Source organism: Methylobacterium sp. 13MFTsu3.1M2, assembly GCF_900112625.1.
Taxonomy (GTDB): domain Bacteria; phylum Pseudomonadota; class Alphaproteobacteria; order Rhizobiales; family Beijerinckiaceae; genus Methylobacterium.
Genome location: NZ_FOMM01000014.1, coordinates 124915 through 142378 on the forward strand (window position 1 = coordinate 124915; position 17464 = coordinate 142378).

General features: G+C 72.0%; 16 protein-coding genes and 1 other RNA gene. 13 read left to right on the forward strand and 4 right to left on the reverse strand.

Going from position 1 to position 17464, the window contains the following annotated elements:
• The first annotated feature begins 29 nt into the window (after positions 1 to 29).
• The 5 genes from BM314_RS15435 to BM314_RS15455 all read left to right on the forward strand — a co-directional run bounded on the left by BM314_RS15435 (position 30) and on the right by BM314_RS15455 (position 4719).
• Positions 30 to 833, forward strand: coding sequence for an undecaprenyl-diphosphate phosphatase (locus BM314_RS15435; protein ID WP_020094652.1), 804 nt, complete (start codon positions 30 to 32; stop codon positions 831 to 833).
• Between the two features lie 228 nt (positions 834 to 1061).
• Complete coding sequence (locus BM314_RS15440) at positions 1062 to 2951, forward strand: methylmalonyl-CoA mutase subunit beta (RefSeq protein WP_091978823.1); 1890 nt, start codon at positions 1062 to 1064, stop codon at positions 2949 to 2951.
• Between the two features lie 19 nt (positions 2952 to 2970).
• Entirely contained in the window at positions 2971 to 3366 is a 396-nt protein-coding gene (locus BM314_RS15445; RefSeq protein ID WP_244539952.1) for a hypothetical protein, read from the forward strand.
• Positions 3367 to 3501: 135 nt separating this feature from the next.
• A complete protein-coding gene (locus BM314_RS15450; RefSeq protein ID WP_091680812.1) occupies positions 3502 to 3951 on the forward strand; it encodes a hypothetical protein in 450 nt (149 codons plus the stop codon).
• A 48-nt stretch (positions 3952 to 3999) separates the two neighbouring features.
• Complete coding sequence (locus BM314_RS15455) at positions 4000 to 4719, forward strand: glutathione S-transferase (RefSeq protein ID WP_091978825.1); 720 nt, start codon at positions 4000 to 4002, stop codon at positions 4717 to 4719.
• Positions 4720 to 4734: 15 nt separating this feature from the next.
• On the opposite strand, the gene BM314_RS15460 is transcribed toward BM314_RS15455, so the two are convergent.
• Together BM314_RS15460 and BM314_RS15465 are read right to left on the reverse strand one after the other, a co-directional pair.
• Positions 4735 to 6492 carry a bifunctional protein-serine/threonine kinase/phosphatase gene (locus BM314_RS15460; protein ID WP_091978827.1) on the reverse strand — a complete coding sequence of 586 codons (1758 nt, stop codon included), beginning with the start codon at positions 6490 to 6492 and terminating at the stop codon, positions 4735 to 4737.
• Entirely contained in the window at positions 6489 to 8027 is a 1539-nt protein-coding gene (locus BM314_RS15465) for a YifB family Mg chelatase-like AAA ATPase (RefSeq protein WP_091978829.1), read from the reverse strand. The genes BM314_RS15460 and BM314_RS15465 overlap by 4 nt, the downstream gene beginning before the upstream one ends.
• Before the next feature lie 143 nt (positions 8028 to 8170).
• On the opposite strand from BM314_RS15465, the gene BM314_RS15470 reads away from it, so the two are divergent.
• From BM314_RS15470 to BM314_RS15485, 4 genes are all read left to right on the forward strand, one after another.
• The gene (locus BM314_RS15470; protein WP_020092787.1) at positions 8171 to 8431 is read left to right on the forward strand and encodes a PepSY domain-containing protein; all 261 of its coding nucleotides are present in this window, start codon (positions 8171 to 8173) and stop codon (positions 8429 to 8431) included.
• Positions 8432 to 8506: 75 nt separating this feature from the next.
• Positions 8507 to 8605, forward strand: an RNA gene (gene ffs / locus BM314_RS15475) — signal recognition particle sRNA small type.
• Between the two features lie 37 nt (positions 8606 to 8642).
• Entirely contained in the window at positions 8643 to 10556 is a 1914-nt protein-coding gene (locus BM314_RS15480; protein WP_091978831.1) for a DNA polymerase III subunit gamma/tau, read from the forward strand.
• 62 nt (positions 10557 to 10618) lie between these two features.
• Positions 10619 to 10942, forward strand: a complete 324-nt coding sequence (locus tag BM314_RS15485) for a YbaB/EbfC family nucleoid-associated protein (RefSeq protein WP_020092789.1) — start codon at positions 10619 to 10621, stop codon at positions 10940 to 10942.
• A gap of 154 nt (positions 10943 to 11096) precedes the next feature.
• Here the strand turns inward: BM314_RS15485 and BM314_RS15490 are convergent, their stop codons facing one another.
• Positions 11097 to 12716 (reverse strand): phosphoenolpyruvate carboxykinase, encoded by a 1620-nt coding sequence (locus tag BM314_RS15490; protein WP_020092790.1) that lies wholly within the window; start codon positions 12714 to 12716, stop codon positions 11097 to 11099.
• A gap of 415 nt (positions 12717 to 13131) precedes the next feature.
• Here BM314_RS15490 and recR point away from each other — a divergent pair, with 415 nt between their 5' ends.
• The 4 genes from recR to truA all read left to right on the forward strand — a co-directional run bounded on the left by recR (position 13132) and on the right by truA (position 16276).
• The gene (gene recR, locus BM314_RS15495) at positions 13132 to 13737 is read left to right on the forward strand and encodes a recombination mediator RecR (RefSeq protein ID WP_020092791.1); all 606 of its coding nucleotides are present in this window, start codon (positions 13132 to 13134) and stop codon (positions 13735 to 13737) included.
• Positions 13738 to 13841: 104 nt separating this feature from the next.
• The gene (def, locus tag BM314_RS15500) at positions 13842 to 14357 is read left to right on the forward strand and encodes a peptide deformylase (protein WP_091680823.1); all 516 of its coding nucleotides are present in this window, start codon (positions 13842 to 13844) and stop codon (positions 14355 to 14357) included.
• A 7-nt stretch (positions 14358 to 14364) separates the two neighbouring features.
• Positions 14365 to 15294: a methionyl-tRNA formyltransferase gene (fmt, locus tag BM314_RS15505; RefSeq protein ID WP_091978833.1), complete on the forward strand. Its 930-nt coding sequence runs from the start codon at positions 14365 to 14367 to the stop codon at positions 15292 to 15294.
• A gap of 220 nt (positions 15295 to 15514) precedes the next feature.
• Positions 15515 to 16276: a tRNA pseudouridine(38-40) synthase TruA gene (gene truA / locus BM314_RS15510; RefSeq protein WP_091978835.1), complete on the forward strand. Its 762-nt coding sequence runs from the start codon at positions 15515 to 15517 to the stop codon at positions 16274 to 16276.
• Here the strand turns inward: truA and dapE are convergent.
• On the reverse strand, positions 16258 to 17436 hold the full coding sequence (gene dapE / locus BM314_RS15515) for a succinyl-diaminopimelate desuccinylase (RefSeq protein ID WP_091978837.1): 1179 nt from the start codon (positions 17434 to 17436) through the stop codon (positions 16258 to 16260). The two genes, truA and dapE, sit on opposite strands and share 19 nt — an antisense overlap.
• Positions 17437 to 17464: the final 28 nt, after the last annotated feature.

Below are 17464 nucleotides of genomic sequence, written 5' to 3' on the forward strand. Positions count from 1 at the left end.
CCTCCGCGCGCGCGGCACAGGGCGTCGCGATGGATCCGGCAAGCATCGGCAAGGCAGTGCTGCTCGCCCTGGTGGAGGGGGCGACCGAGTTCATCCCGGTCTCCTCCACCGGCCACCAGCTGCTGGTGGGGCACTTCATCGGCTTCCACTCGCCCAACAACACCTTCGAGGTGCTGATTCAGCTCGGCGCGATCCTGGCGATCCTGCTGGTGTATTTCCGCCGCCTCCTGGGGATCGCCACCGCGTTGCCGTCAGATCCGAAGGCGCGCCGCTTCGTCCTCGGCATCCTGGTGGCGTTCCTGCCGGCGGCGATCATCGGCGGCCTCTTCTCGAAGCTGATCAAGGCCTACCTGTTCAACCCGTGGATCGTCTGCGCGACCCTGGTGGCCGGCGGCCTCGTGCTCCTCGTCATCGACGACACCGACCTCGAGGTGAAGAAGACGGACGTCTACGACTTCTCGCTGCCGATGGACCTGAAGATCGGCATCTTCCAGTGCCTGGCGATGATCCCCGGCGTCTCGCGCTCGGGCGCCACGATCGTGGGCGCCATGCTGATGGGCGCCGACAAGCGCTCGGCCACCGAGTTCTCGTTCTACCTCGCGATGCCGACCATGGCGGGCGCCTTCGCCAAGGACCTGCTCGACAACTACAAATACCTCTCGAGCAACGATGTCGGGCTGATCGCGATCGGCTTCATCGTGTCGTTCGTCTCGGCGCTGTTCGTGGTGCGGTTTCTCCTCGACTACGTCTCCCGGCACGGCTTCTGGCTGTTCGCGTGGTGGCGGATCATCGTCGGTGCCCTCGGCTTCGCCGGCCTGATCATCCTCGGCTGACGCGGGGGGAGCGCGCCGCGTTCGGTCGGCCCGGGCTCGCCGGCAGCGGCTCGGGCTCGCGATCCGGATCGACAGGTGCCCCTCACCGCACCTGCGCCGCATCACTCAAAAATCGGTGATCCGCGGCTTGAGCTTTCCTCAACCATCGGGCGATTGCCAGCGGCGGAGCGGCGTGCGAGGCAAACGCATGAAAGCGGTGCAGAAGACGCCGCGCCCTGGGACGTACCGATGGAAGACAGACCGCTCGCCGACCTCTTCGAGCCCGCAGACCGGGCGCGCTGGCTCGGCCTCGTCGAAGGCGTCCTGAAGGGCGCCGATTTCGAGAAGCGGCTGGTGTCGCGGACGGCCGACGGACTGCGGATCGAACCCCTCTACGGACCGGCCGAGCCGGCGGCGCAGCCGGTGCGCGAGCCGGGACCCTGGCGGATCGCCCAGCGGGTCGACCATCCCGACCTCGGAACCGCGAACACGCAGACGCTCACCGACCTCGAGGGCGGGGCCGATGCCCTCGTGCTCGCCTTCGCGGGCGCGCCGGGCGCCCGCGGCTACGGTCTCACCGCGGCGAGCGTCGAGGAGCTCGACGCCGCCCTGAAGGGCGTGATGCTGCCGCTGATCGCCCTGCGGATCGATGCCGGCGGCCGCGGCCTGGAGGTGGCCCAGCTGGTCAAGGCGCTGGCGGAGCGCCGCGGCGAGGATCTCTCGACCTACGACGTCGATCTGGGGCTCGATCCCGTCGGTGTCCTGGCGGCCACCGGCAGCCTCGGAGCCGTCTGGACCGACATCGCGCCCCGCCTCGCCGAGGCCGTGGCCGAGCTGGAGGCGGCGGGTTTCCGCGGCCGGGCCTTCCTGGCCGACGGCCGGCCCTACCACGAGGCCGGCGCCGGCGAGGCGGCGGAACTCGGCGCGGTGCTCGCCACCGCCGTCGCCTACCTGCGCGCCCTGAAAGCGGCCGGTCACGATCTCGCGAGCGCGCGCGACCGCGTCGCCGTGCTGCTCGCGGCCGATGCCGATGAGTTCGTCACCGTCGCGAAGTTCCGCGCGATGCGGCGCCTCTGGGCGCGCGTCGAGCAGGCCTGCGGCCTCGACCCGAAGCCGCTGCGCCTCCACGCCGAGACCGCGTGGCGGATGATGACCAAGCGCGACCCGTTCGTGAACATCCTCCGGACCGGCATGGCGGCGGCCTCGGCCGGCATGGGCGGCGCCGACAGCGTCGCGGTCCTGCCGTACACGCAGGCCCTCGGCCTGCCCGACGCCTTCGCCCGGCGCGTGGCGCGCAACAGCCAGATCGTGCTCATCGAGGAATCGCACCTCGCGCGGGTCAGCGACCCCGCGGCCGGGGCCGGCGGTTTCGAGGCCCTGACGGCCGAACTCGCCGAGGCGGGCTGGGCGACGTTCCAGGCGATCGAGGCCGAGGGCGGGATCGTCGCCTCGCTCAGCGTCGGCAAGCTCCAGCGGCGGATCGAGCTGACCCGCGAGGCCCGCGCCAAGGCGGTGGCGACCCGCCGCGAACCGCTCACCGGTGCGAGCGAGTTCCCGAACCTCCCCGAGAAGCCGGTCACGGTTCTCGACGTGCCGCCCGTGGCGGCGGTGCGCGGATCCAACTTCGGCGCGGGCTCGGCGGTCGCCTGCGACGCGCTGCCGTCCCAGCGCCTCGCGGAGCCTTACGAGGCCCTGCGGGACGCCTCGGACGCCTTCCTCGCCAAGACCGGTCGCAGGCCGGTCGTGTTCCTGGCCAATCTCGGCCCGGTGGCGGCCTTCAACGCCCGGGCGACCTTCGCGGCCAACGCCTTCGCGGCCGGCGGGCTCGAGGCTCTGTCGAACGAGGGCTTCCCCGATGCCGAGGCGGCGGCGGCGGCGTTCCGGGAGTCCGGCGCGAGCCTCGCCTGCATCTGCTCCACCGACGGGATCTACGCCGAGTGCGCGGTCGCGACCGCGGAGGCGCTGACCGGGGCCGGCGCCGGACCGGTCTACCTCGCCGGGAAGCCGACGGACCTGGCCGAGCCGCTGAAGCAGGCGGGCGTGGCCGCCTTCCTGCATGTCGGTTGCGACCTCCTCGCTCTCCTCAACGGGGCACTCCGTGCGGCCATGCGGACGCCCGCGCCGCAGGCGCCGCGCTGACGGGGCGCCGATCTCCCCGATGCTCCCGGCACTCCAGATCCGCATGACGCCCCGCATCGCCGTCGCCCTGCTCCTCGCCGGCACGCTGCCCGCCGCGTCCGCCCCCCGCGCCGCCCTGCCCGATCGGTTCGACGGCACCTGGAGCGTCGAGATCATCACCGAGACGGGGAACTGCGACCGTGCCTACCGCTACCCGGTGCGGATCGAGCGCGGGCGGGCGCGCTTCATCGGGACCGCCTTCGTGGTCGAGGGTGGCGTCGCGCGGAACGGGGCGATCCGCGGCTCGATCTCCAACGGCGCCGCCACCGCCGACGTGCGGGGACGCCTGGGCTCGGACGGCTTCGGTGCCGGAACCTGGGTCTCAACCGGCGCCCTCGCCTGCCGGGGACACTGGAACGCGGAGCGGCGCGGCTGAGCGCGGCTGTGGCCGTCGCGAAACAGCCCGGATCTTGCCCGGAATCGGGCACCCGGACCGAACCGCCAGCCCCGATCCCGACGCAATCATGAGCGAGAGCTGAACACGGTTCGGACACCCGACGAGGCCGCCCGTATGAAGACTTCGATCCTCGCCACCTTCGCCGTCCTCGCGCTCGTCTCGGCCGCGGAGGCGCGGCCTCACCGGCACCCGGCCGCCCCGAAGGTGAACGCGGCGGAGGCCGAGAAGGTGTTGGCGCCGCTGCGGCAGGCCGCCACCGCGTGCTTCGCCGAGACGGTGCTGTCGAACCCGAAGGCGACGGCAGAGGCGCGCGCCGGCCGCTGGTACGAGGCCGTCGGCATCACGGGCTTCCTGTGCCGCCCGGAGGTCGCCGCGATGATCCGGACCCACGACAACCTCTACGGCGCGAAGACCGGTGAGCGCTATTTCAAGGGCGCGTACGTCAAGCATCTGGACCAGCAGCTCGCCGAGCGCCTTCAGCCGATGTTCGCCCGCAAGGCCGTCGCCAGCGCCGAGCCGCCGCTCGAGAAGGCCTCGGCGGAGGAGCCGGCCGAGAACAACTGAGCGGGAACCGTCCGGGGTCGCCGCGCCTTCCCCGACCCGGAGGCGGCGATGCCCTACGAGCTCCATTACTGGCTGATGATCCAGGGGCGCGGCGAGTTCGTCCGCCTCGCCCTCGAGGAGGCCGGCGCCGACTACGTTGACGTGGCCCGCCAGGACGACGATTCCGGCGGCATCGGACCGATGCTCGACCGACTGTCCGACCCCGCCGATCCGCGACCGCCCCTGGCACCGCCGTTCCTGCGCGACGGCGACGTCGTCGTCGGGCAGAGCGCCGCGATCCTGCTCTATCTCGGACCGCGCCTCGGGCTCGTGGGCCCGTCGGAGCGCGACCGGATCTGGACCCATCAGCTCCAGCTCACCGTCGCCGACGCGGTCGACGAGGCGCACGACACCCACCATCCCGTCGGCGTCGGCCTGTACTACGCGGATCAGAAGGCCGAGGCGCTGCGCCGGGCGTCCGAGTTCCGGGAGGAGCGCATCCCGAAATATCTCGGCTATTTCGAGCGGGTGCTGGCGGCCAACGGCGGCGGCGGCCTCGTCGGCGCGGAATTTTGCTACGCCGACCTGTCGCTGTTCCAGCTCGTCGACGGCCTGCTCTACGCCTTCCCCAAGGCGACCGCTGCGGCCCTCCGGAGAACCCCGCAGGTGGCGCGGCTCCACGAGACCGTGGCGCGGCGCCCGCGGCTCGCCGCCTACCTCGCCAGCGAGCGCCGGATCCCGTTCAACGAGGACGGCATCTTCCGCCGCTATCCGGAGCTGGATCCCTGAGGCGCGAGCCGGGGCTCACCGACGCGGGCCGGCGATCAGGATCGCCGCCAGCACCAGCGCGACGAGCCCGAGCACCAGCGACAGCAGGCGCCAGAACAGCAGCGGGTCGCGCTCCAGGAGCGACGCCCGCCGGCCATTCGTGAAAGCCGGGTTGGGGTGGCGCAGGTCGTGGACGAAGGCCGACACGGTCGCGTAGCGCCGCTGCGGATCGGGATGGACGGCCCTGCGCAGCGCGCCGTCGACCCAGACCGGCAGCAGCGGGCGCACGGTCAGCGCCGATGCGTAGCGCAGCCGCCGCTGCGCCGCGCGCGTCCGGGCCCGGGGCACCGCGTCGCCGTAGGGCAGCCGCCCCGTGAGCATCTGGTAGGTCATCACGCCGACCGCGAAGACGTCCGACTGGGCGGTCCCCGGGGCGCCGAGGAAGCACTCCGGCGCCGTGTACTGCACCGTGCCCAGGATCTCCGCCGGGTCGATCCGCGGGTCGCCCTCGACGACGCCGGCGACCTGGGTCGCGCCGAAATCGATGATCTGGACGGTGCCGGCCGCGTCGATCAGGACGTTGTCGGGCCGCAGGTCCTGGTGGACCATCTCCCGCCGATGGAAGGCCTGCACGCCCCGGGCGAGCTGCTCGACGAGCCCCCGCACCGCCTCCAGCTCGGGCGCCGCGTGGTCGCGCATCCACTGGGTCAGGGTCTGGCCCTCGACGTAGCGCATCACCGTGTAGAGGTGGCTGCGGCGGCCGGCCTGGGGATGGGCCTTCAGCACGTGGGGATTGTCGATCCGCCGCGCGATCCACTCCTCCATGACGAAGCGCTTCCGCTGGGCGGAATCGTCCCGCAGGTCCAGGGACAGCACCTTCAGCGCAACCTGGGCGCCGGTCTCCGCCTCGAGCGCCAGGTAGACGCGGCTCCGGGGACCGGAATGGAGGATCCGCAGCAGGCGGAAGCCGTCGAGCTCCGCGGGCGGGTCGAGGAGCGGCGCCGGGTCCAGCCCCTCGGCCTCGCCGAGGAGGTCGGCCGGCTCGCCCTCCGGCACGGTCTCGACCCGCACGATCTGGATCGTCAGGTTGTCCGGGCTGCCGGCCGCCAGGGCCATCTCGACGATCGCCCGCGCGGCCGCGTCCAGGGTCCCGGCCGCAGCGATCTCCGCGACCATGTCGCGGGGCAGGACATGCTCGTGAATGCCGTCCGTCGTCAGCACGAAGGTGTCACCGGCCTCGACGCCCACGGCGTGGTAGTCGATCTCGACGCGGCCCTGCGCTCCGAGGGCGCGGCCGAGATACGATTCCGCCGCGGAGACGACGACCCGGTGGTCCTCGGTGAGCTGCTCGAGCGACCGGCCGGACACCCGCCAGATCCGGGCATCGCCCACGTGGAAGAGGTGGGCCACGCGGGATTTCAGCACGAGGGCGTCGAAGGTCGTGACGTGGCCCCGGTCGGCATCGTTCGGATCGGCGCCGCGCCGCGTCTCGGCGTAGAGCCAGGAATTCGTGGCCGCGATCACGCGCTGCGCCGAGGTCTTCACCGACCACGTGTCCGGCGTGGCGTAGTAGTCGCTGAGGAAGCTCTTGACCGCGGTCTCGCTCGCCGCCGCGCCCGCCGCGCTGCTGCTGATCCCGTCGGCGAGGGCGACCGCGATCCCCTTCAGGCCCAGCGCCGGCTGGACGGGAACCAGCGCGCCGTTGAAATCCTGGTTGGCGACCTTGCGGCCGGCGCTGCTGTGCTGGCCGATCGTGACCGTCAGGTCGGCCGGGGCGCGCGGTTCGGCGCTCAAGCGGCGGCCGCTGCGCTGTCGCCCCGGCCGCGGTACGACAGCGCCTCGGCGAGGTGGAGCCGGCGGACCTGCGTCTCGCCGTCGAGATCGGCCAGGGTCCTGGCGACGCGCAGCGTCCGGTGGAAGCCGCGGGCGGAGAGGCGCATGCTCTCGGCCGCCTGGCGGATCAGCGCCGTCCCGTCGGCGTCGGGGCTCGCGACGTCCGAGATCAGCGTCGCGGGACAGGTCGCGTTGGTGGTGGATTCCGGCAGGCCGCGCGCGGCGTAGCGCGCGCCCTGGAGCGCGCGGGCCGCCGACACCCGCGCGGCCGCATCGCGGGAGCCCTCGGCCGGCGCGGGCAGGATCAGGTCGGCGGCCGTCACCGCCGCCACCTCGACGCGCAGGTCGATGCGGTCGAGCATCGGGCCGGAGATCCGCGCCTGATACTGCGCCATGCAGCGCGCGTTCGGCCCGCGCCGGCAGGCGTAGCCCGGTTCGAGACCGTGGCCGCAGCGGCACGGGTTCATCGCCGCGACCAGCTGGAACTGCGCCGGGTAGGTGATTCGGTGGTTGGCCCGGGCAATCATCACCGCCCCGGATTCCATCGGCTGGCGCAGGCTGTCGAGCACCTGCGGGGAAAATTCGGGGAGCTCGTCCAGGAACAGCACGCCGCCATGGGCCAGGGAGACCTCGCCGGGCCGCGCCCCGAGGCCGCCCCCCACCAGGGCCGCCATCGAGGCGGAATGGTGAGGCTGCCGGAACGGCCGGCGGTTCGAGAGCGCCCCGTCCTTCAGCGCGCCCGCCACCGACTGGATCATGGAGATGTCGAGCAGCTCGCGCGGCGTGAGCGGCGGCAGGATCGAGGGAAGACGCGCCGCGAGCATCGACTTGCCCGAGCCGGGCGGCCCGTTCATCAACAGGTTGTGGCCCCCGGCGGCCGCGATCTCCAGGGCGCGCTTGGCGCCCTCCTGCCCCTTGATGTCGGCGAGGTCCGGCAGCGGCCCGGCCGGCGCGGCGACGGCGGGCTCCGGCTGCGCCATCACCTGGCTGCCCTTGAAGTGGTTGGCGAGTTGGATCAGGGAGCGCGGCGCGAGCACGTCGAGGTCGCCCCCGGCCCAGGCCGCCTCCGGCCCGGTGGACGCCGGGCAGATGAGCCCGAGCCCCCGATCGGCCGCCGCCATCGCGGCTGGCAGCACGCCGCTCACCGCCGTGATGCTGCCGTCGAGGGCAAGCTCGCCCAGGACGCAGTAGCCGGCGAGCGCGTCCGCCGGGATCGCGCCGATGGCCGCCATGACGCCCAGCGCGATCGGCAGGTCGAAATGCGAGCCTTCCTTGGGAAGATCCGCCGGGGCGAGGTTCACCGTGATGCGCTTGGCCGGCAGCGCCAGCCCCGAGGCGATCAGCGCTCCGCGGACCCGCTCGCGCGATTCCGCCACCGCCTTGTCGGGCAGACCGACGACGGTGAACACCACCGAGCCCGGCACGATCTGGACCTGCACGTCCACCGCCCGCGCCTCGATGCCCTCGAAGGCCACGGTGGCGACGCGGGTGACCATTCGTGCAGTGTCCTCGCCGCCGCGTTCCGGTACGGCCAAGATGTGCGGCAGATTCGGTGGCGGCTCAAGGGGATCGTCGCCATGGAACTCCGCCGCGGCACGCCTGTTCACAACCGGAAACAATTGCCGGATCGGAGACAGCCATGCGCCTGACCACGTCCCTTCTCGCCCTGACCTTGATCGCGGGCACCGGCCTCGCCGCCCGCGCCGACGAGAAGCTTCCGCCCGATCAGCAGGCCAAGGTCGAGGCCATGCTCAAGCAGGAGGGCTTCACCAAGTGGAAGGAGATCGAGCTCGACGACGGCATGATCGAGGTCGACGACGCGATCGACGCGAGCGGCAAGCAGTTCGACCTGAAGCTCGATCCGAAGACCCTGGCCATCGTGAAGCGCAAGGCCGAGTGAGGCAGCGCTTCGGCTGCGCTTCGACTCGGCTTCAGCAGCGCTTGCGTTCGGGCCGAGGCCCGGCCATATAGCCGGCGGGGGGTTGGCGAGGGACGTTTCACTCGCCAACCGGGTCAGGTCCGGAAGGAAGCAGCCCTAACGAGACCGAGCGGGTCTTCGTCCAGCCTCCCACCTCATTCCACGGCGCGCGGCAGCCGGACCCAGACACGGCATGGACGCTACGACCGGCACGCCTGACGACGAGCCGGGCCTGCCCGGGTTTCCAGCGCCCCCCGCCGCGGCGACGCCCTACCGGGTGCTCGCGCGCAAGTACCGCCCCACCAATTTCGGCGACCTGATCGGCCAGGACGCGATGGTGCGGACCCTCGCCAACGGGTTCGCGGCCAACCGCATCCCGCAGGCCTGGATGCTCACCGGCGTCCGCGGAGTCGGCAAGACCACGACGGCCCGCATCCTGGCGCGCGGCCTCAATTACGCCCGCGCCGGACAGCCCGACACCGGCCCGACCGTGTCGATGCCGGAACTCGGCCTGCACTGCGCGGCGATTATGGAATCCCGGCACATGGACGTGCTGGAGATGGACGCCGCCTCGCATACCGGCATCGACGACGTCCGGGCGATCATCGACGGCATCCGCTACGGGCCGGTCTCGGCGCGCTATAAGGTCTACATCGTGGACGAGGTCCACATGCTCTCCGAGAAGGCGTTCAACGCCTTCCTGAAGACGCTGGAGGAGCCGCCACCGCACGCGAAATTCGTGTTCGCCACCACGGAGATCCGCAAGGTCCCGGTGACGATCCTGTCCCGCTGCCAGCGATTCGACCTGCGCCGAGTCGAGGCGCCGACCCTGCACGCGCATCTCGCGAAGGTCTGCGCGGCCGAGGGCGTATCGGTCGAGGACGAGGCTCTTGGCGCCATCGTGCGCGCCGCGGAAGGGTCGGTGCGCGACGCGCTCTCGCTGCTTGACCAGGCGATCGCCCACGGCGCCGGCACGATCACGGCGCAGAGCGTGCGCGACATGCTGGGCCTCGCTGACCGCGCCCGGATCCTCGACCTGTTCGAGGCGGTGATGCGCGGCGCGGTGCCGGCCGCCTTCGCGGAGTTGCGGGCGCAGTACGATTCCGGCGCGGACCCGTCGGTCGTGCTCTCGGATCTCGCGGCCTTCACGCACCTCGTCACCCGGCTCAAGGTGGTGCCGGAAGCCGCCGCCGACCCGACGCTCAGCGAGACCGAGCGCGTCCGCGGCGCCGCGTTCGCCGAGAAGCTCTCAATCCGCGCCCTGTCGCGGGCGTGGCAGATCCTGCTGAAGGCGATTCCCGAGGTCCAGGCGGCGCCCCGGCCCCTCGCGGCCGCCGAGATGGCGATCGTGCGCCTCGCCTACGCGGCCGACCTGCCCACACCCGACGAGGCCCTGCGCCAGCTCAGGGCCGAAGCCGCCGCCGCTCCCGCGGACGAGGCCCCGGTCGCGTCGGTCCGGCCGCCCCTGCCACCGATTCCCGACCTGCGCGGCGGAGGTTCCGCGGCGCTCGCCGCGGCACCCCGCACGGTCGCGCCGGAGCCCGCCCCGGTCGCGGCGCCCCTGGCCGCGCCCGTCGCGGTGAACGCGCCGGCGAGCGTCCCGATCAGCGCGCCCGTCGGTGCGCCGGCGCCGAGGCCGGCGCCCGCGGCACCGCCGACGCCGCGTCTCGGTCGGTTCGAGGACCTGATCGCGCTGGCCGACGCCAACCGGGACATCCTGCTGCGGACCGCGCTGGAGCGCGACGTCCACCTGGTGCGCTTCGAGGAGGGCCGGATCGAGTTCCGCCTCGCCTCCGGCGGCCGGTCGAGCCTCGCCAACGACATCGCCGCCGCCATCGAGCGCTGGACCGGGCGGCGCTGGGTGGTGGCCCTGTCGAAGGACGAGGGCGCCCCGACCCTCGACGCGGCCGCCCGCGCCGCGACCGAGACACGCCGGGAGAACGCCGCCGCCGACCCGTTCGTGCGCGAGGTCCTGACGCGCTTTCCCGGGGCCGAGATCGTCGACGTGCGCGAGACAATCTCCGAGGCCCTCCCCTCCGCCGAGCAGGAGATCCTCGGGGAAGGCGATGCCGCGCGGATCGGCGAAGTCGAGGACGACGACGCCTGACGCATGGTGGCGCCCGGGCCGCGCCATACCCAGATCAGACGAGGAAACGGAAAGAGAGCCGCATGCGCGACCTGATGGGCATCATGAAGCAGGCTCAGGCCATGCAGGAGAAGATGGCCAACCTGCAGTCCGAGATGGACGAGATCGAGGTGACCGGCGCCTCCGGCGGCGGCTCCGTCCGGGTCACCATGAGCGCCAAGGGCCAGATGAAGGGGGTCAGCATCGACCCCTCGCTGATGGTGGCGGACGAGCGCGAGATCCTTGAGGATCTGATCGTCGCGGCCTGCAACGACGCCCGCGGGAAGGCCGAGGCGACCATGCAGGAGCGCATGGCCGAGCTGACCAAGGGCCTGCCCCTGCCGCCGGGCATGAAGCTGCCGTTCTAGGACGCATCCCGGACAGGACGTCCGAACCGTCTTCGCGAGCGCAGCGAAGCAACCCGGTCGCGCTACGCTCGCAGATGTCGCGCTGCCCTGGATAGCTTCCCTGCACTCGCGAAGACGAACGGGACGGGCGGCCCCGCGGGCCGCCCGCTTTCGGTTACGCCGCGATCGCCTGCGCGGTCGGCCCGGCGGCGCGCACGTCGGCGTCGACATGGGCCTCGAACCGCTTGAAGTTGTCGTCGAACATCTTCACGAGCCGCGCCGCCGTCTCCACGAAGGCGCCCTTGTTGGCCCAGGTCTTCACCGGGGTCAGGATGTGCGGCTCGACGCCCGGAACCGAGACCGGCACCGCGAAGCCGAAATACGGGTCGCGGCGGAACTCGGCCTGCGCCAGCGAGCCGTCGAGGGCGGCGCTCAGCAGGCGGCGCGTCACGCGGATCGGCATCCGCCGGCCGGTGCCGACGCCGCCGCCGGTCCAGCCCGTGTTGACCAGCCAGCAATCGACGCTGTGCTTGGCGATGAGGTCGCGCAGCAGGTTGCCGTAGGTGCTCGGATGCCGCGGCATGAACGGCGCGCCGAAGCAGGTCGAGAAGGTCGCCTCGGGCCCGGTCAGGCCGCGCTCGGTGCCGGCCACCTTGGCGGTGTAGCCCGAGAGGAAATGGTACATCGCCTCGGCGCCGGTGAGCTTGGCGATCGGCGGCATCACCCCGAAGGCGTCGCAGGTCAGCATGACGATGTTCTTCGGATGCCCGGCCCGGCCGGAGGCGCTGGCGTTGGCGATGAAGTCCAGCGGGTAGGCACAGCGGGTGTTCTCGGTGAGCGACGCGTCGTCGAAATCCGGTGCGCGGGTGACCGGATCGATGATCACGTTCTCCATCACCGTGCCGAAGCGCTCGGTGGTGGCGTAGATCTCCGGCTCGGCGTTGCGCGAGAGGCGGATGGTCTTGGCGTAGCAGCCGCCCTCGAAGTTGAAGATGCCCTCGTTCGACCAGCCATGCTCGTCGTCGCCCAGCAGCTGGCGGGAGCTGTCGTTCGACAGCGTCGTCTTGCCGGTGCCCGAGAGGCCGAAGAAGATCGCCGAGCCGCCCTCGGCATCGAGCGCCGCGTTGGCGGAGCAGTGCATCGGCATCACGCCCTGGCCGGGCAGGATGTAGTTCAGGTAGGTGAAGACCGACTTCTTCATCTCGCCCGCGTAGGCGGAGCCGCCGATCAGCACGAGCTTCTTCGAGAAGTCGATGGCGATCACGGTCTTCGACCGGCAGCCGTGCCGGGCGGGATCGGCCTGGAAGCTCGGCAGGTCGATGATCGTCATGTCCGGCACGTAGGACGCGATCTCGGAGCGGTCCGGACGGATCAGCAGGTTGCGGATGAACAGCGAGTGCCACGCGAACTCGGTGAAGACCCGGGCCTTGACCCGGTAGGCCGGATCGGCGCCGCCGTAGAGGTCCTGGGCGAACAGCTCCTTGCCCTCGGCGTGCTTCAGGAAGTCCTGGCGCAGGGTCTCGAATTGCTCGGGCGTGATGGCGCCGTTGTTGTCCCACCAGACCTCGTTCTCGGTGCCGGCGTCGCGCACCACGAACTTGTCCTTGGGCGAGCGGCCGGTATGGCTGCCGGTGGTGGCGACGAGGGCGCCGCCGCGGGCGAGCTGCGCCTCCTTGCGGGACAGGGCCTCCTCGTAGAGGCGCGGGGCCTCGAAATTCCAGTGGACGGCCTTGAGGTCGCGGAAGCCCGCCGCCTCGGCGCCGTGGGCCGCGTTGTGATCACCGATGTTGGTCATGATCGTATCTCCCGGGCCCCTGTTCGACCGTCGACGCGACTGAGCCGGACGGCACCGCCGTCCGGGTTTGCCCGGGAGACGTCCGTGCGGTCGTACAGGACCGCCGCACGCAGGTTCTCCGTTCCCGGCCGCTCGCCATCCCACTCACGCGTAGGCGGCGAAGCTTCGCTGTCATAATGGGCTCCGCCGGGAGCCCGCAACGTGTACAAACAGGTTAGACCACAGTCGTGGACTCAGGAACCCAGGTCTGTAAGCAGTTCCGTTCGTCGTGCAGCATAATGCCACCGGCGAAGCGGCGTCGGAATACCCATATACCACATACGATGGACCGCATCGGCGCGCGGACCCTTGCGCGGCGCCCGGCGCCGTCTATGCCCGTCCCGATCCGCAGCCCCTTCCTCGCCCCAGAGGCACGATGCCCCAAGCCGTCGCCGGCCCCGAGATCGAGCGCCTGATCCAGCTCCTCGCCCGCATGCCGGGCCTCGGACCGCGCTCGGCGCGGCGGGCTGCCCTGCAGCTCATCAAGAAGCGCGACACGCTGCTCGGGCCCCTCGCCGACGCGATGCGGGTGGCGGCCGACCGCATCATCGTGTGCACGAGCTGCGGGAACGTCGACACCTCCGACCCGTGCACGATCTGCCGCGACGCCGAGCGGGATCCGACGACGCTCGTGGTGGTGGAGGACGTGTCCGACCTCTGGGCGCTGGAGCGGTCCGGGGCCGTGAAGGCGCGCTACCACGTGCTCGGCGGCGTCCTCTCGGCGCTCGACGGCGTCCGTCCGGAGCACCTGAACCTCGCGAGCCTCGTGGAGCGCGTGGCCCGGCCCGAGGTGACCGAGGTCATCCTGGCGCTCAACGCCACCGTCGACGGCCAGACCACCGCCCACTACGTCACGGAGTCGATCCGGCACTGCGACGTGAAGGTCACGCGCCTCGCCCACGGCGTGCCGGTCGGCGGCGAGCTCGACTACCTCGACGAGGGCACGCTCTCGGCGGCGATCCGCAGCCGGACGGTGTTCTGAGGGCCGGCGACAGGTCGCGAACCGGTATTTGACCGGTCCTCGGCCGCATCCTATTCGACGGTGAGCCCGGACCCGTGCCGGCGCCTTCCCTGCCGGTTCCCGCCATGACCATCCGCCCGCTCGTCATCCTTCCCGATCCCGTCCTGCGCCTGGGCTCCGAACCGGTCGGGCCGATTACCGCCGAGATCCGGACCCTCGTCGCCGACATGTTCGAGACGATGTACGACGCTCCTGGCGTCGGGCTGGCGGCGATCCAGATCGGCGTGGCGAAGCGCGTCGTGACGATCGACACGTCGAAGGAGGAGGGCGTCCGCGACGCGCGGGTCTTCATCGATCCCGAGATCGTCTGGTCGTCCGAGGAGAAGCGGGTCTACGACGAGGGCTGCCTGTCGATCCCGGACTACTACGCCGAGGTCGAGCGCCCGGACCGGGTGCGCGTGAAGTTCCGAGACCTCGACGGCAAGGAGCAGGAGATCGAGGCCGACGGCCTGCTCTCGACCTGCATCCAGCACGAGATCGACCACCTGAACGGCGTGCTGTTCATCGATCACCTGTCGAAGCTGAAGCGCGACCGGGTGATCAAGAAGTTCACCAAGGCGGCCAAGCGCGACGCGGCCTGAGCCGGCCATGCGCGTCGTCTTCATGGGCACGCCGGACTTCGCGGTGCCGACGCTGGCGCGGCTCGCGCAGGACGGGCACGACATCGCGGCGGTCTACACCCGCGCGCCCGCCAGGGCCGGCCGCGGCATGAGCCTGCGCCCCTCCCCGGTCCACGCGCTCGCCGACACGCTCGGCGCGCCGGTGCTGACGCCCGCGACGCTCCGCACACCCGAAGCCGCCGAGACCTTCGCGGCGCACCGGGCCGACGTCGCGGTGGTCGTGGCCTACGGGATGCTGCTGCCGCAGGCGATCCTCGACGCGCCGCGGCACGGCTGCCTCAACCTGCACGGATCCCTGCTGCCGCGCTGGCGCGGCGCGGCGCCGATCCAGCGCGCCGTGATGGCGGGCGACGCCGAGAGCGGCGTCGGCGTCATGCGGATGGAGGCCGGTCTCGACACAGGCCCGGTCGCCCTCGAGGCGCGGTTGCCGATCACCCCGGGCATGACGGCGGGCGCCCTGCACGACGCGCTCATGCCCCTCGGCGCCGACCTGATGGCGCGGGCCCTCGCGGCGCTCGACGCGGGCACGCTGACCTTCGCGCCGCAGCCGGAGGACGGAATCGTCTACGCCCGTAAGATCACCAACGACGAGGCGCGGATCGACTGGTCCCGCCCGGCGGCCGAGGTCGCCAACCGGATCAACGGGCTGTCGCCGTTCCCCGGTGCCTTCTTCGAGGTCGATCTCGGCAAGGGCTCCGAGCGCGTGAAGGTGCTCCGCGCCGCCCCGGCGGAGGGTTCGGGCGCGCCGGGCACGCTGCGCGATTCCGAAGGCACCGTCGCCTGCGGGGACAGCGCCGTCCGGCTCCTGGAGCTGCGCCGCGCCGGGAAGGGCGGCAGCGCCAGCGGGGCCGAGTTCGTCCGCGGCGCCCGCCTGACGCCCGGCGCCCGCCTCGGCTGATGCGCGTCGCCCGTTCACGGCATTCGGCGCGCGGCCCGACCCGTCATCGCGAGCGCAGCGAAGCGACCCAGGGCAGCGCACCCTGGCGAGGCTCGGCGCGACGCCGGATCGCTTCGGCACGCTCGCAGAGACGATCGCGCGCGCAGCTTTCCGAAGCTCTGTGCCGTATCGCGAGATCGAACATCGGAGCGCTATCGAGAGACCTTGAGGGGGCCGGCTGATGCCCCGCTACAAGCTCGTCATCGAGTACGACGGCGGTCCGTTCTGCGGCTGGCAGCGGCAGGCGGACGATCCCACGGTCCAGGGCGCGATCGAGGCGGCGGTCACGCGCTTCTCCGGCGAGGAGGCCCGGCTCACCTGCGCGGGCCGGACCGATGCCGGCGTGCACGCGATCCATCAGGTCGCCCATCTCGACCTCGCCAAGGACTGGCGGACCGACACGGTGCGGGACGCCCTGAACGCCCATCTGCGGCCGCAGCCGGTGGCGATCCTGTCCGCCGAGACCGTGCCGGAGAGCTTCGACGCCCGCCACTCGGCGATCCGCCGGCACTACCGCTACCGCATCCTCAATCGGCGCAGCCCCGCGGCGCTGACGCGCGCCCATGTCTGGCACGTGCCGTGGCCCCTCGACGCGGCACTCATGCACGAAGCCGCCCAGCGCCTCGTCGGCCGCCACGACTTCTCGGCCTTCCGGGCCGCCGAGTGCCAGGCGAACAGCCCGATCCGCACGCTGGAGCAGCTCGACGTGGGCCGCACGCCGATGGCGCTCCACGACGAGATCGTGGTAGCGACGTCGGCGCGCTCGTTCCTGCACCATCAGGTGCGGGCGATGGTCGGCACGCTGATGCTTGCCGGCTGCCGCCGCCTCTCGGCGGACGAGGTCGCCGCTATCCTGGCCTCGGGCGACAAGCGCCGGTGCGGGCCGCTGGCCCCGGCCGCCGGGCTGACCTTCGTGGGCGTCGACTACGAACCGCGGAAGTAGGCGTCGAGCACGCGCCCGTAGATCGCCGTCAGCCGCTCCAAGTCGGCGACCGCCACGCACTCGTCGACCTGGTGCATGGTCTCGCCGACGAGGCCGAACTCGATCACCGGGCAGGCATCCTTGATGAAGCGGGCATCCGACGTGCCGCCCGTCGTGGAGAGCGTCGGGGTCAGGCCGGTCTCGGCCCGGATCGCCTCCGCGACCAGCGTCACGAAGGCGTCCGGCCGCGTCAGGAAGGCCGGCGCGTTCGAGGGCTGCAGATCCAGGCTGAAGCGCACCGCGTTCCCGGCCGCCTGTTCCAGGCGCCGGCGGATCTCTTCGCCCAGGCTCTCGGCCGTCCAGTCGTCGTTGAAGCGGACGTTGAAGGTCGCCCGGGCGGTCGCCGGGATCACGTTGGTGGCCGGGTTGCCGACGTCGATCGTGGTGAATTCGAGGTTCGAGGCGTCGAAATGCGCCGTCCCGCGATCCAGCGGCTCGGCGACCAGCGCCGAGGCGAGGCGCAGCAGGCCCGGGATCGGGTTCTCCGCCTTGTGCGGGTAGGCGACGTGGCCCTGCCGGCCGAGAACGGTGAGCTTGCCGGTCAGCGACCCGCGCCGGCCGATCTTGATCATCTCGCCGAGCCGACCCGGATTGGTCGGCTCCCCGAGGACACAGTGGTCGAACCGCTCGCCCCGGCGCCGTGCCCAGTCGAGGAGCTTCACGGTGCCGTTGACCGCCGGTCCCTCCTCGTCGCCGGTGATCAGGAACGCGATGGAGCCGCCGAAATCGGCGCCGCGCCGGTCGAGGAAGGCGAGGGTCGCCGCGAGCATGCAGGCGACGCCGCCCTTCATGTCGGCCGCTCCCCGCCCGTACAGCATCCCGTCGGCCACGGCGCCCGCGAAGGGATCGTGGCGCCACGCGCCCTCGCCCTCCGGCACGACGTCGGTGTGGCCGGCGAAGACGAGGCACGGACCGTCCCGCCCGACGCGGGCGTAGAGGTTCGGCGTGTCGGGGTAGCCGGGCTCCGAGAAGACCGGCCGCTCGACCGCGAAGCCGGCCGGCCGGAGCGCGTCGGCGACGACGTCGAGGGCGCCTCGATCCTCCGGCGTCACGGACGGGCACCGGATCAGGTCCTGCGCGAGGCGCAGGGCCGCGTCGGGGGCGTGATGATCTGCCGGCATGAACCCGTCCTCGGCGGCGCGACGTGCC

Bases quoted from the DNA above. Each gene is read 5' to 3' on its own strand.
- BM314_RS15435 (WP_020094652.1), top strand. From the start codon at position 30: ATGGATCCGGCAAGCATCGGCAAGGCAGTGCTGCTCGCCCTGGTGGAG.
- BM314_RS15440 (WP_091978823.1), top strand. From the start codon at position 1,062: ATGGAAGACAGACCGCTCGCCGACCTCTTCGAGCCCGCAGACCGGGCG.
- BM314_RS15445 (WP_244539952.1), top strand. From the start codon at position 2,971: ATGCTCCCGGCACTCCAGATCCGCATGACGCCCCGCATCGCCGTCGCC.
- BM314_RS15450 (WP_091680812.1), top strand. From the start codon at position 3,502: ATGAAGACTTCGATCCTCGCCACCTTCGCCGTCCTCGCGCTCGTCTCG.
- BM314_RS15455 (WP_091978825.1), top strand. From the start codon at position 4,000: ATGCCCTACGAGCTCCATTACTGGCTGATGATCCAGGGGCGCGGCGAG.
- BM314_RS15465 (WP_091978829.1), bottom strand. From the start codon at position 8,027: ATGGTCACCCGCGTCGCCACCGTGGCCTTCGAGGGCATCGAGGCGCGG.
- BM314_RS15470 (WP_020092787.1), top strand. From the start codon at position 8,171: ATGCGCCTGACCACGTCCCTTCTCGCCCTGACCTTGATCGCGGGCACC.
- BM314_RS15480 (WP_091978831.1), top strand. From the start codon at position 8,643: ATGGACGCTACGACCGGCACGCCTGACGACGAGCCGGGCCTGCCCGGG.
- BM314_RS15485 (WP_020092789.1), top strand. From the start codon at position 10,619: ATGCGCGACCTGATGGGCATCATGAAGCAGGCTCAGGCCATGCAGGAG.
- BM314_RS15490 (WP_020092790.1), bottom strand. From the start codon at position 12,716: ATGACCAACATCGGTGATCACAACGCGGCCCACGGCGCCGAGGCGGCG.
- recR (WP_020092791.1), top strand. From the start codon at position 13,132: ATGCCCCAAGCCGTCGCCGGCCCCGAGATCGAGCGCCTGATCCAGCTC.
- def (WP_091680823.1), top strand. From the start codon at position 13,842: ATGACCATCCGCCCGCTCGTCATCCTTCCCGATCCCGTCCTGCGCCTG.
- fmt (WP_091978833.1), top strand. From the start codon at position 14,365: ATGCGCGTCGTCTTCATGGGCACGCCGGACTTCGCGGTGCCGACGCTG.
- truA (WP_091978835.1), top strand. From the start codon at position 15,515: ATGCCCCGCTACAAGCTCGTCATCGAGTACGACGGCGGTCCGTTCTGC.
- dapE (WP_091978837.1), bottom strand. From the start codon at position 17,436: ATGCCGGCAGATCATCACGCCCCCGACGCGGCCCTGCGCCTCGCGCAG.